Origin of the sequence: Prosthecobacter sp. (assembly GCF_046154365.1) — a bacterium.
Classification (GTDB): domain Bacteria; phylum Verrucomicrobiota; class Verrucomicrobiia; order Verrucomicrobiales; family Verrucomicrobiaceae; genus Prosthecobacter.
In genome coordinates, this window is record NZ_JBJXFV010000017.1 from 1 (window position 1) to 12292 (window position 12292).

At 60.6% G+C, this 12292-nt stretch carries 13 protein-coding genes; 7 read left to right on the forward strand and 6 right to left on the reverse strand.

The features are described 5' to 3' along the window. Positions 1-206: 206 nt before the first annotated feature. The gene (locus ACKVY0_RS02085; RefSeq protein ID WP_409213127.1) at positions 207-569 is read left to right on the forward strand and encodes a hypothetical protein; all 363 of its coding nucleotides are present in this window, start codon (positions 207-209) and stop codon (positions 567-569) included. Between the two features lie 5 nt (positions 570-574). Here the strand turns inward: ACKVY0_RS02085 and rsgA are convergent, their stop codons facing one another. Both rsgA and ACKVY0_RS02095 read right to left on the reverse strand, forming a co-directional pair. Then, positions 575-1690 (reverse strand): ribosome small subunit-dependent GTPase A, encoded by a 1116-nt coding sequence (gene rsgA, locus ACKVY0_RS02090; RefSeq protein ID WP_409213128.1) that lies wholly within the window; start codon positions 1688-1690, stop codon positions 575-577. Then, the gene (locus tag ACKVY0_RS02095) at positions 1687-3204 is read right to left on the reverse strand and encodes a glucan biosynthesis protein (RefSeq protein WP_409213129.1); all 1518 of its coding nucleotides are present in this window, start codon (positions 3202-3204) and stop codon (positions 1687-1689) included. The genes rsgA and ACKVY0_RS02095 overlap by 4 nt, the downstream gene beginning before the upstream one ends. Before the next feature lie 100 nt (positions 3205-3304). Here ACKVY0_RS02095 and ACKVY0_RS02100 point away from each other — a divergent pair, with 100 nt between their 5' ends. Continuing rightward, on the forward strand, positions 3305-3916 hold the full coding sequence (locus ACKVY0_RS02100; RefSeq protein ID WP_409213130.1) for a DUF2238 domain-containing protein: 612 nt from the start codon (positions 3305-3307) through the stop codon (positions 3914-3916). Positions 3917-4010: 94 nt separating this feature from the next. Here the strand turns inward: ACKVY0_RS02100 and ACKVY0_RS02105 are convergent, their stop codons facing one another. From ACKVY0_RS02105 to ACKVY0_RS02120, 4 genes are all read right to left on the reverse strand, one after another. Then, positions 4011-5228 carry a sialidase family protein gene (locus tag ACKVY0_RS02105; protein ID WP_409213131.1) on the reverse strand — a complete coding sequence of 406 codons (1218 nt, stop codon included), beginning with the start codon at positions 5226-5228 and terminating at the stop codon, positions 4011-4013. A 20-nt stretch (positions 5229-5248) separates the two neighbouring features. Beyond that, on the reverse strand, positions 5249-6172 hold the full coding sequence (locus ACKVY0_RS02110) for a ThuA domain-containing protein (RefSeq protein ID WP_409213132.1): 924 nt from the start codon (positions 6170-6172) through the stop codon (positions 5249-5251). A 66-nt stretch (positions 6173-6238) separates the two neighbouring features. Next, positions 6239-7162 carry a YndJ family transporter gene (locus tag ACKVY0_RS02115; RefSeq protein ID WP_409213133.1) on the reverse strand — a complete coding sequence of 308 codons (924 nt, stop codon included), beginning with the start codon at positions 7160-7162 and terminating at the stop codon, positions 6239-6241. Beyond that, the gene (locus ACKVY0_RS02120; RefSeq protein WP_409213134.1) at positions 7159-7695 is read right to left on the reverse strand and encodes a DUF1990 family protein; all 537 of its coding nucleotides are present in this window, start codon (positions 7693-7695) and stop codon (positions 7159-7161) included. The genes ACKVY0_RS02115 and ACKVY0_RS02120 overlap by 4 nt, the downstream gene beginning before the upstream one ends. A 301-nt stretch (positions 7696-7996) precedes the next feature. Here ACKVY0_RS02120 and ACKVY0_RS02125 point away from each other — a divergent pair, with 301 nt between their 5' ends. The 5 genes from ACKVY0_RS02125 to ACKVY0_RS02145 form a co-directional block, all read left to right on the forward strand. Then, positions 7997-8674 (forward strand): HAD family hydrolase, encoded by a 678-nt coding sequence (locus ACKVY0_RS02125; protein ID WP_409213135.1) that lies wholly within the window; start codon positions 7997-7999, stop codon positions 8672-8674. Between the two features lie 103 nt (positions 8675-8777). After that, positions 8778-9788, forward strand: coding sequence for a non-reducing end alpha-L-arabinofuranosidase family hydrolase (locus ACKVY0_RS02130; RefSeq protein WP_409213136.1), 1011 nt, complete (start codon positions 8778-8780; stop codon positions 9786-9788). A gap of 47 nt (positions 9789-9835) precedes the next feature. Then, positions 9836-10531: a hypothetical protein gene (locus tag ACKVY0_RS02135; RefSeq protein WP_409213137.1), complete on the forward strand. Its 696-nt coding sequence runs from the start codon at positions 9836-9838 to the stop codon at positions 10529-10531. A 4-nt stretch (positions 10532-10535) separates the two neighbouring features. Next, a complete protein-coding gene (locus tag ACKVY0_RS02140; protein WP_409213138.1) occupies positions 10536-11939 on the forward strand; it encodes a DUF2851 family protein in 1404 nt (467 codons plus the stop codon). A 172-nt stretch (positions 11940-12111) separates the two neighbouring features. Further along, positions 12112-12292, forward strand: a 181-nt coding sequence (locus tag ACKVY0_RS02145) for a hypothetical protein (RefSeq protein WP_409213139.1), incomplete at its 3' end; no start/stop codon positions are given.

Below are 12292 nucleotides of genomic sequence, written 5' to 3' on the forward strand. Positions count from 1 at the left end.
GAGCGATGCGCTGATCTCTTTGCGTGCGCTTTACCTGACGCCCTCACGCTGGAACCACTTCTGGCAGCAGCACTCCCAGCCGTCTGCTTCTTCGCTTTAATCTACATCATTGCGGCGACGCACCCGATGTGACGGCTGCCGGGGTCATTCGCGTGACCGGTTTTGACCGGGACATTGATGTGTTTCGCAAGCCGAACGAGCTGAGCGTGACCGACTTTGACCGTGTATGGTCTTTGGGCAGCAAGTTTGAGGACGAGGTGCGCCTGCCTCATGAGGCGGATATTCTGGTGACCAAAATGAACACGGGTCGTGATCGTGACGAATCCGACATGCAGTTTCTGGAAGCACGCGTGCGCCGGCGTTTCTCCGAACAGCTTCCACTATGCACCTTGGATGAGGCAAAATCTCTCCTCAGTCGATACATGGATCCCAGTGTGCTTGAGGCGGCTTTGAAGAACCCCAATGCAGCAGTGCGCGATCATGCCGTCGCGCTACTGGAGCAGTTCGAAGCAGAGGGCGACCCTTATTCGCGGGACATTCTCCTGCGCTGGCAAAAGAGCTGGAGTTAAGCCTACTACGCCCGCGGCTTCAAATCACGCTCGATGTCCTCGCGATCGACGCGATTGCGCGCCTTGATCTTGTGATCACGCTTGTTGCGGCGTTCGACGGTCATCTGGCGCTTCTTACGCTGTTTGCGGAGCTTGGCGATTTCGTCTTCGAGCTTCAAATAGCCTTCGTAGCGCTCCACATTGAGCTTGCCGGCCTCCACCGCCGTGCGGATGGCGCAGCCGGCGTCGGTGCCGTGTTTGCAGTCGTTAAATTTGCACTGCTGCGCGAGTTCTTCGATGTCGGCGAAACGTTCGCGCAACGTGGTCTCGTTGGTCCACATCTGCACTTCCTTGATGCCGGGATTGTCGATGAGGATGCCGCCTTTCGGCAGGACGAGCAGTTCGCGTGCGGTGGTGGTGTGGCGGCCTTTGCCGGTGACTTCGTTCACTTCATCGACCCACTGCCAGTCATCGCCGAGCAGCAGATTGATCATCGCCGACTTGCCAACGCCGCTGGAGCCGATGAAGGCGACGCTTTGACCGCGCTTGAGGTAATCCTTGAGCACTTTGAGGCCCTTGCGCTTCTTCACGCTGGTCACATGCACGTCCGCATCGGCGTTCAGCGCACGAATGGCCTCCGCTGCCTCCAGACTCTGCGCTTCGGGATAAAGATCGCTCTTGTTGATCAACACGACCGCCTTGGCCCCGCTGCGGCCGATGACGGTGAAATAGCGCTCCATGCGGCGCAGGCTGTAATCCGGCCCGGCATCGGTGACAACGACAACCGCGTTCACATTCGCAGCGATCACCTGTTCCTCGGCGCTGTCGCCTGCGGCTTTGCGTGAAAAACAGGTCTGCCGGGGCAAACGAGCACGGATGATGTTGTCGCCGTTTTCACCGCCGACTTCCAGCGCCACCCAATCGCCCACGGCGGGCAGTTCAGCGTCGGTCTCGGCATCGTGATACACCTTGCCGCTCAGGATGACCTCGAATTCGTCGAAACCGTTCGCGCCGTCGTCCAGCAGTGCGCCGTAGCTGATCTTGTTGTCGCGAATCAACCGCGCCGGTTTCCAGCCCTGCTCGCGAAACGGTTCAAAGTGCTTCGCGAAAAAATCATTCCAGCCGAGGTCGATGAGGTTCATCGGCGCCACTGATACATCCAGCGTTCGGAGATCACTTTTTTCTCAGCCTTCAGCTCCATCATGATCTCCAGCAGATTGGTTTTCTCAGGCACATCGAGTTTGAAGAAGGCGCGCCAGCCGCCGGTTTCGTTGTTTCGCATGACACGCTTGTCCAGCACCTTGCCTTCGCCGCCGCTGAGCACCACGTCGATGTCTGGCGTCCAGTCCTTCGGTTTGCCAGCACCGTTCTCGCCGCCTTTGGCGAAGTCGATGACATACAGATGATCATCAGAGTCCATCACAAAGCCACGCCGGGAACTGATGACTTTGCACAGCGTGCCCGGCTCGTGCTGGTCGAGCCAGTGCAGCTTGTACTCGACCTTCAATGGTTCCGCAGGTGTGGCGGGCAGTTGATCCGGCTTCCACATGGCCACGATGTTGTCCCAGGTCTCCTCGCCGGTGGAAAGCTCGACCAGCGTGACGGCACCTTTGCCAAAGCCGCTCACGGGTTCCACCCACACGGCGGGACGACGATGGTAGTTGGCTTCGAGATCCTGGAAGTTGTTGAAGTCGCGATCACGCTCGGCGAGGCCGAAGCCTTTGAGCTTGTCTGTTTCAAAAATGCTCAGGCGCAGATCACGGCTGACATCCAGCGGCCGCCAGATCGTCGGTCCGCCTGCGATTTCGACCTGCAAACCGTCCGAATCATGCACCTCGGGCCGGAAATCATAAGGTTTCGGATGCGAGTTCTCGCCAAACCAGAACATGCTCGAGAACGGGGCGATGCCGAGCATCTTCACTGCCTTGCGCAGATGCAGCGTGGCTTTGATCTTCATCTCGGTGCTCTCACCGGGAGTCGATTCAAATTCATACGCGCCGGTGATGCTCGGGCCGTTGAGCAGCGCGAGCAGTTTGAACGACTTGTCGCCCGGCTTTGGCTGCTGGAACCAGAAATGCGTGAAGTCAGGAAATTCCTCCGGCTCACCACCGATCGTGTTCACCGCCACCGCACGCGCCGAGATGCCGTAGCCGAGCTGCGTGGTCACAGCGCGAAAATAACTCGCACCCATGAACACCATGAACTCGAAGGGCCTCTTGATCAGCGAGTCGGGTGCCAGCACTCGGAAGCCCGCGTAGCCCTGCGGGTTCTTTGCATCCGCAGGCACCTTCAGATCGCCATACTCGAAGTTTTTGCGATCAAACGGCACGTCCACCGTCTGCGGCCCCTTCATGTCGTAAAACATCACCGGCTTCTTGAACATCCAGCCGGGGTGGAAGAACTCGATGCGATACGTGTCGCCGAGATCGGCAAACAACGCCTTGTCGCGCAAGTAGCGGATCTGGCGATGCCCGTCGTATTTGAGGCTCTCAAAAAACGGATCGAGCTGCTGCGTCGGGGCCTGGTAAGGCTGAAGCGCGAGCTGCGCGGCCACTTTCTCCAGATCCGTGAAGCTTCTCACCGCATCCGAGGCCACCTGGGCCAGGCACGGGGTGGCGAGCAACGTCAGGACAGAAAGCGGGAGGAGGAATTTCATGCGCGGGGGAGGGGGCTAGGATGCAGCACAGGGCATGCCAGTCAACCGGCGTGGCAGGAAGCTCTTGCCAGCGATCCTGCGGATGATGCATCATGCGGCCATGACCACGAATCCATCCGCCAAGCTGCTGCCGGTCTTTTTGTTCAATACCGCCTACATGATTGCGGCGGTCACGGGATCCATCGTGCAGGGCAACCGCGAGTTCATCTTCTACATCGTTGTCATGCTCGTGCTCATCGTGGTGATGGGCATCGTCCACAGCCGTGTGAAGCTCACCACTGGCCTGTTATGGGCCTTTTCCGTCTGGGGCTTGGCGCACATGGCCGGCGGGCTTTGCCCGCTGCCCGCAGGCTGGCCCTACAATGGAGATCAAGCCGTTCTCTACAGTTGGTGGATCATTCCACAGACGCTGAAATACGATCAGATCGTCCACGCCTACGGTTTCGGCATCACCACCTGGCTGTGCTGGCACATTTTGCGCAACGCGTTGCGGCAGCCCAATGGCAGCGCCGTGCGGCCGACCTTTGGCATGCTCGTCCTGTGCGCTGCCGCAGGCATGGGCTTCGGCGCGTTGAATGAAGTCATCGAATTCATCGCCGTGCTCACCATCCCCAACACCAACGTCGGCGGCTACGAAAACACCGGCTGGGACCTTGTTGCCAACCTCGTCGGCACGATCATCGCGGCGCTGATCATCCGCATCAGATCGTAGGACGGGTGTGGCGACAGCCCGCCCGTCTGCTTGGCGGCAGCGAGTTGGCCGACGCATGCTCAAAGAAGTCGGGCGGGCTGTCGCCACACCCAACCTACGACATCAACCCGTTAGCCCTGCTCCAGCGAATCTTCCCCAATACCACATCGCCTTTGAAGCCGCGTTTCGGCAGCATCTCGCCGTCGGTGACCCAGGATTCATCGGCGGTGACGTTCAATGTCTGAAAATTGCCCATGATTGGCACGTCATCGGGAGCGTTCACGCCATCGCCGACGAGCGGCAGCACCACGCGCTCCGTGTCGCGGATCAAACGCAGCGTCTTGGTGTCCACCTGCGCCATGTAGAGCGGTGTGCGCCAGCGGATGACGTTCACGTTGCTGGCGTCCTTCCGCGTATAGACCAGATGCAGCGCCTCGCTGTGCGGCAGCCAGTGCTGCTGCGTGGTGCTCATGTCCAGCGGCGTGCCGTCGTCCCAGCACCAGGGCTGCTTGTCTTCAAAGTCTAGGCCATCATCACTCGCGGCGACATAACCACGCCCATCCTCCGCACGCAGCGTGACATAGAAGCGATTCTGAAACTGCGTGAGCGACGGCTCCAGCAATCCACGGCCCGCGCCGTGCTTCATCTCGCGTCCCACCTGCTGAATCGCCAGCGTTTCGCCATCGAACGAGCAGCGCACGCCGGCGGCCAGGCGTTTCGCTTTCGCCGGATTGAACGACATCACGAACATGATGCTGCCGTCCGCCAGCACCACGCGCTGGCCGCAGTTGTTCGTGTAAATCGCCGCCCCACGCGGATCATCCCATTGTAGCTTTTTGCGCTCGCCCCATTTCCCGTCCTTCCACACCGCATACACCGGAAAGCGCGGCGGCTGGATGTGATCGAAAGTCTTGCCCTTGTAGAACACGGAATGACCCAGCGCCAGCACCGTGCCCGTCTTCACATGAAACTGCGGCACCACATCGCACACGCCTTCTTCGCCAAGCTCCGCCGTCGCGGGCAGGCGGCGCAGCGCTGGCACCGGCTGCGGCGGCGTCCATGTCTTGCCGAGGTCCGCCGACTCCGTCCACTGCACCGGCATGAAAAAATCCGAGCCGCGAATCTCCTGCATCGTCATCAGCACCCGTGGCCCGTTCTTGTCAGGCACCACGCATGGCCGTGGATGAAACCACGTCGGCTCCTTGCGGCCACGCCCTTTGAACAACGTGATTTTCTCAATCGAAGCAATCAGCGGCTCCGCCGCCGGTGCCGAGACCAAATTTCCAGCGAGCATTCCCGCCGCGCTTTGCTGAATGAAACGACGGCGGTTCATGATCGCGGCAAAAGTGGAGGTTACTTCGCCTTCGGAGCTGGTTTAGCCTTCTCCGGCAGTCCTTGGCCGGGCTTAAGGTCGAGATTGGCCTTCATGTCGTCTTCCGTGACTGTCGAAGCAACGCCATCGGCGGGAATTTTGGCTTTCGCCGTCCACAGGATCGCGTTCAGCACCAGCTTTCGCTGATCGTTGTTCGCCCAGCCTTGGTGAAAGTGCCCGCCAGTGAAGCCGAAGCCGCGACCACCATCCGCACGCTCGCAGGCCCAGGCGACGTGCTGCTTCTCCTTGTTCTTCACCGACTCACGCACCGCGGGATTGCCGCTGTGATGACCGTCCGGGCGGCTCATCGTCGCATCCGGGGCCACATCGCTCAGGATCGGCGTCACGCCTTCCATGCCCTTGCGGAAGCGCATGTAGAAGTACCATTCGTCATTCGTGGCGAACGGCTTCACGCCCTCGCTGATGGGATGCACCGGGAACTCCTTGAAATTCGCGTCCCAGTGCGGGTTCACGCTCCAGTTGATCTCAAACGCGCCGCCCATCCAGTCGATGAACTCCTTGTTTCCCTTCTCAATCGTCGGCTCCACCGCGTAATGCAGCGTCAGGAAGCCGCAGCCGCGTTTCATCTCCTTGTCGAGCTGTGCCAGACGGTCTTCCTGAAGCGCCGGATGCCCGCCACCGCCGTCGGAGTAAATCACCACCGAGTCAGCTTTCGACAGCTCCTCCTGCGCCGGCCATTCCCCATTGAGATGAAACTTGATGTCCACCTGATCCGCCGCGCCCTGCTCCAGGCACTTCTTCAAAAGCTGGATGCCCGCATTGTGCTCATGCTGCCCCGGCCCATGCGACGGCTTGCCCGCGATCATGACGATGAGTTTCTTGTCCGCTGAAAATGCGGAACCGACGAGTGAAAGGGCAAAGAGGAACGTGATGAAGTGCTTCATGGTGGTGGGTTGAGCCAAACGACTCATTGCCTACGGAACACACAGAAGACACGGAAAATTTCATCCTCAGGCATTCCGCGTATTCCGTGTGTTCCGTAGGCCAACACTTCTCCACGCCAAAATCCCGCACAGCCCGAAGCCGAACGCATTCAGCGTCCCGTGAATCGCCCACATCTGCGGCATCGTCAGCGCCAGTTGTGGGAAGACGTAGCGAAGGCCGAATGACATCGCCAAAACCATCGCGGCGAACAGTGATGCACCCGAAATCAAGAATCCGGCCCGCGTCCAGAGGCTCCATTCACGTTCCAAACCCCGCCGCATCTGCGAAACCGCTACGCCCAGCGCTCCGAGCACCAAAATCGCCACCCCAAACGGCTCCACGAACTTCAGCACACCAAAGTGCGTGCAGGTGATCCCCACCGCCACCAGCGGCACGCCGGCGAGGATCGCCACGCATGAAAACTTCGTCAGCGCCCCCGGCCTCGCCTTCGCATTCAGCCCCGCCATCAGCGGCAGCGTGAAGCCCGCATGGTGAAAATGCGCCGCCGTGAGCAGCACGATCAGCGGATCAAAACCGAAAGGCGTCCAGTTCGCCCGCTGGGCGGCAAGCCACGCGGCACCGATGGCGGGAAAAACGCTCGCTGCATGCACACAACCTGTCGCGAGCGATGGCACGCCGTTCTTGCGCCACTCCATCGCCACATCCGATGCTGCCAGCACACGCACCACCAGCCACGGCACCGCAAACAGCACTGCCTCCCACCCTGGCTCCCGCAGAAACGATCCAGCCAGCACAATCACCGCCGCCTCATCGAACTTGCGCCGCCACAGCTTCGCGGATTCGCCAAACCACAAAGGCATCAACACCAACGGCGAGAACAGCAGCAGAATGACCACCCACGATGACTCCACCGCTCGCGCCTTCAGCATCGCGACCACCGCGAGCCAAATCAGCGGCTTGATCCAGGCTTTCGGGTCCAGTTTGTTCATGGTTGCACGGCTTGCTTCATCCTCTCCTGCGAATCACGCACAAACCGGCACTGCCACCACCGCGCCAGCGGAAAGCCGAGCCATGCCATCCAATGCCGCGGATGCGAAAAAGCGCGGATCACATACCACACGCTGCCATCCGGCCGTCTCTCGATCTCAAACTGCTCCTCGCCGCACTCAGCGTGTTCCGGCAGCGTGCCATACACAAAGCCGTGCATGATCGCCGAATCACAGCGACGCAGAATCCGGCACGGATTCACCCACCACAGCCCGCAGATACTCACGACCATCGCCACAATTTGCCCCACCTCTTGACCTTTGACCGCTTGACGGCTGACCTCCGCCCACGCCGGAAACATCACCCACGCGTCCAGTGCCTCGCAGGCCGCTTGATAAGCTGCCTCACCACTTCCCAGCCGCACCGCATGCTCATCGGCGATGAACCCGGCTCCGAGTGGCGGCGTGTAGCTCAGCGGCTCATCACTCCACGACTCCAGCAGCTCACGCAGCCGTTCGGGCGATGGTTTTCTCACACAAATCATTGGGAGGCATGCTTCCACACCATGATGGCCAAAAGAAACGAAAAAAGCTCAAAAGTGTCACCCGTGTCGTAGGCCGGATGTGTTCGGCGGACGAGGCTTGAAAACACCCTGAGCGGTCTGCGCCGAACTATCCGGCTGTTTGGAGGGGTGACGCGCTTATCACCACGCCAAGGCCGGATAGTTTGGCGAAGCAAACACTGCTGATTGCGGGCGGTGCATGCCGCCAAACACATCCGGCCTACGATCCCTGCCGAATCTTTTGCTTCTTCCGGTTCTTTCGGCATCCATCCGCATGCCCCCACCCATCCGCGCCGTGATCTTCGACTTCGACGGCCTCATCGTTGACACTGAAAGCACCGGTTACCACACCTGGAGAGAGATCTTTGACCAGCACGGCCACGAACTGCCCGTGGAGCGCTACGCGCAGGCCGTTGGCACTGACTTTATCACTGGCGTCTATGACCCGAAGCGCGACCTCGAACAGCTCACCGGCCGCGACTTCGACTGGGACGCGGTCGAGGTCGCACGCAAGACCCGCGAGGGTGAGTTGCGCCAGCATTTGCACCTGCTTCCCGGTGTGGCGGATCGTCTGCAAGAAGCCGCTGCCCTCGGCCTGCGCATCGCCATTGCCTCCAGCAGTCCGCGCACGTGGATCGACTCATGGATGGATCAGCTCGGCCTGCACGACCACTTCCACCACATCTCCACCGTCGATGACACCGGCAAAGTGAAGCCCGATCCGAGCCTCTTCCTCCACGCCGCCGAAAAACTCGGCGTGCAGCCCGAGGAAGCCGTCATCTTTGAAGACTCGCTCAATGGCCTCCGTGCCGCGATGGCTGCTGACATCCGCTGCGTCGTCGCTCCTGGGCCGATGACGCGGCATCTCGACTTCACCGGCGCGTGGAAGCGGGTGAATTCACTGGCCGAGGTTTCATTGGCGGCTTTGATGTTGGCCGCAGCGAAAAAATAAATTTAACCACAGAGACACGATGAACACAGAGTACCAGACTCCAGCCTCAGACCTCTGTGTCCATCGTGCCTCTGTGGTTCATCCGTATCTGGGTGCCTTGTGTTTGAAACCAATCCTTCTACTGGCCATCGTGTGGCCCTCCTTGGTAGCCGCTGCCGATCCCGCGTGGCTGACGACCGGCCAGTTTCGGTGGCAATGCTCCCCACCGCTCATCGGACCCAATGAAACCGCCGCCGACCCCGATGTGGCGCTCAAAGACCCGACAATGGTGTTTCACGAAGGGACATGGCATCTATTCGCCACGCATCGCCGCGCCTCTGGCAAGGTGGACATGCAATACCTGAGCTTCACCGATTGGAACGACGCGGACAAGGCCCCACGCCACACGCTCGACTTCCACGATCAATACCACTGCGCCCCGCAGGTGTTCTTCTTCACACCGCAGGCGAAGTGGTATCTCATCTACCAACTCGCCGATGAGAAGCGCCCGCTGAAGTTTGGCCCCTACTTCTCCACCACCACCGACATTGCCGATCCCAAATCGTGGACCAAACCGCAGCCCATGATCGAAACGCTGCCCGAAGGCGGCACGAAGACCAAATGGATCGACTTCTGGGTCATTTGCGATGCCACCAAGGCCCATCTCCTCTACACCAGCGACGACGGCCACTTCTGGCGGCGTGAAACCACGAAGCAAAACTTCCCGCTCGGCTGGTCCAAGCCCGAACTCGTTCTTCAAGACACCAAAGAGGCCCTCTTTGAAGCCTCCTGCACCTACAAGCTCAAAGGCCGCGACCAATACCTCACGATAATCGAGGCGCTCGGCTCCGGTCACCGCTACTACAAAGCCTGGCTCGCCGACAAGATCGAAGGTCCGTGGAAACCACTCGCCGCCAGCCGCGAGAAGCCCTTCGCCGCCACTGAGCAAATCACGCCGCCCTCCGACTGGACCACCAGTATCAGCCACGGCGAACTCATTCGCAGTTCCAACGACGAAACCCTCGAAATCGACCCCAACGACCTCCGCTTCGTCTTCCAAGGTGTCGATGCCGAAGGCTACCAGGCGAAAAAGTATGGCAGCATCCCGTGGAAAATCGGAATTCTCTCGCCTTGAAAATTTTCTTCCACTCCACGCCTTCAGTTCATAGCATCCACCGCACCATGAAAACTCTCGTCCTCGCCGTCACTCTCTCCCTCGCTGTCTCCGGCGTTCTGTTTGCCCAGCAGGCCGCTGATGTACCCACCGTCCAGCAAAAGCTTGAGAAGATCATCTTCCCCACGGTGCAGTTTCAGGACGCCACGATTCAGCAGGCGCTGGAATACCTGCGCATCAAAAGCCGCGATCTCGACACGATCACCGAAGCCCCGGGTCAGAAAGGCGTGTCGTTTGTCGTCAAAATGGACGGCACCACGCCTGCCCCGATCTCCCTGGATCTCAAAAATGTGCCGCTGCTCGAAGCCCTGCGTTACTGCACCGAGCTTTCGGGGCTGAAGTATCGGGTCGAAGCTCACGCTGTGCTGGTAGCACCTGTCTTTGTCGAAACGCCCATCCCGCCAGCGGCCACGCCGCCGCCAGTGGTTGGGAATGCCGACCAGATCATCTTCCCCACGGTGCAGTTTGCAGGCGCGACCATCGCCGAAGCCGCCGAATACATTCGCGTCAAATCCCGCGACCTCGATCCCGCCAAGCAGGGGGTGAACATCGTGGTGAAGCCCGGCGGGCCAGATACCAAGATCACGCTCGATCTGCGCAACATTCCTGTTTCGCACGCCATCGCCTACATCGCCGAACTCAGCGGGCACCAGCTCACCGCCGACGGCCACGCCTACCTCCTCACGCCCTTGAAGGCAAAGTGATCTCATGACACCGCTCCCGCTCGCCGACCACTACGCACGCTTTCGCGATGCGGTGTTCAGCGGCATCGAGGAGACGCGGCTGCCGGGATTTGAGGTGCCGCTGACCGAGCTCGATCTGCAAAGCCTGTGGTTCGCGGGAGCCTTCGGCAGTGAATTCACCAGCACCGATGGCAAAGCCGTGCGCACCATCGACTTCGGCACCTGGAACTCCGGCCCCGGCCCGGATTTCACCGGCTGCGCGATCAGCGTCGATGATCAAACGCTGCACGGCGACATCGAACTCGATCCCGATGTGCGCGATTGGGAGCGCCATCAGCACGGCGCGAACGCCGACTATGACCGTGTCGTGCTGCATCTGTACTTCGACGCTCCGCAGGAGCGTTTCTACACGCGCACCAGCCAGCACCGCGAGATCACGCAGGTTGTTCTGAATGCCGCGATGCTCGCGCAGGATGCGAAGCCCAATCGCGGCCTCGCTGCCGCACGTCTGGGCCGCTGCGCCACACCCTTGCACGAGATGGAGGCCGCGCGGGTGCAGTCCATCATCGAATCCGCCGCGCAGTACCGGCTGGAGCTGAAATCGAAGCGCCTGCACCGCTGCGTGGCCGCACAGGGACGTGAGGAGGCCGTTTATCAGGCGCTGGCACGCGCCCTCGGCTACAGCAGCAATCAGCAGCCCTTTGTGCTGCTCAGCCAGCGGCTGCCGTTGCAGCGCTTGCGCAAAACCGATGCACCAGCTCGTGAAGCATTGCTCTTTGGCGTCTCCGGATTCCTCGAAGTCATGCAGGAGGCGGACACGAAGCCCGAAACTCGTGCCTACCTGCGTCAGCTCTGGTCCCAGTGGTGGAAAGCCCGCAACGACTGCCTGCGCTGGCTCGATGAACGCCAGCTTCCACGTTGGAAGCTCAAAACCATCCGCCCTGGCAATCATCCGCAGCGTCGGCTCGGTGCGCTCGGCGCGATGCTGAACGCGTGGCCGCAAATCGTCGCCCCGCTGGCCGATGCCACACGCTGGAGCCAGGCCGCGTGGCGTGAGACGCTGCTCGCGCTCACGCATGACTTCTGGAGCACGCATTACACCCTGCTGGCCAATCCTTCGGCCAAACCGATCGCCCTCATCGGCGAAACCCGCGTGCAGGAGATGCTCGCCAACGTCGCCTACCCGCTGCTGGTGCCCGAGCGCACGCGGCTGTGGGCCGAATACCTCGAACTCCCCGCCCTGCTCGACAATCAAAAAGTCCGCCGTGCCGTGCTGCGTCTCTTTGGCGACGATCCACGCGGCAAAGACTTCACCAAAAAGCTGCACCACCAGCAGGGCCTGCTGCAAATTTACGAGGACTTCTGCCTCGAAGACGACTCCGCCTGCGCGAACTGCCCGTTCCCGGAAAGATTGAAGGAGTGGTGCTGAGCACTGCTGATTCAACCCACACCGCAAGAGATTGGAACGCCGCAGAGGATTAATCGAGAAGGTCTTTCTCTGCGGCGTTCCTGACTCTGCGGTGTAAATCCGTGCTTCCCCAGAAAATCCAGGCTGAAAATCCAGGCTTGGCGTCCATGCGGCCTTGTGGCAAACTTCCGCCATGACGAGCACGGTTCCCGCACCTACAGCACGCGAGCGCACTGGCGACGAAGTATCCGCCGAGCGCTACCGGCTGATGGCCGACAAGATCGCGGCCGATCCCACACTGCTGGAGATCCCGCTCGCCAACATCGCCCGCTGGCTGGCCCAAGGTCACAGTGCCGTGAAGCGGCTGGAAGGCT

Excerpts from the sequence above, each read along its gene's own strand:
- ACKVY0_RS02110 (WP_409213132.1), bottom strand. The coding sequence starts at position 6,172 with ATGAAGCACTTCATCACGTTCCTCTTTGCCCTTTCACTCGTCGGTTCC.
- ACKVY0_RS02125 (WP_409213135.1), top strand. The coding sequence starts at position 7,997 with ATGCCCCCACCCATCCGCGCCGTGATCTTCGACTTCGACGGCCTCATC.
- ACKVY0_RS02095 (WP_409213129.1), bottom strand. The coding sequence starts at position 3,204 with ATGAAATTCCTCCTCCCGCTTTCTGTCCTGACGTTGCTCGCCACCCCG.
- ACKVY0_RS02105 (WP_409213131.1), bottom strand. The coding sequence starts at position 5,228 with ATGAACCGCCGTCGTTTCATTCAGCAAAGCGCGGCGGGAATGCTCGCT.
- ACKVY0_RS02115 (WP_409213133.1), bottom strand. The coding sequence starts at position 7,162 with ATGAACAAACTGGACCCGAAAGCCTGGATCAAGCCGCTGATTTGGCTC.
- rsgA (WP_409213128.1), bottom strand. The coding sequence starts at position 1,690 with ATGAACCTCATCGACCTCGGCTGGAATGATTTTTTCGCGAAGCACTTT.
- ACKVY0_RS02140 (WP_409213138.1), top strand. The coding sequence starts at position 10,536 with ATGACACCGCTCCCGCTCGCCGACCACTACGCACGCTTTCGCGATGCG.
- ACKVY0_RS02100 (WP_409213130.1), top strand. The coding sequence starts at position 3,305 with ATGACCACGAATCCATCCGCCAAGCTGCTGCCGGTCTTTTTGTTCAAT.
- ACKVY0_RS02135 (WP_409213137.1), top strand. The coding sequence starts at position 9,836 with ATGAAAACTCTCGTCCTCGCCGTCACTCTCTCCCTCGCTGTCTCCGGC.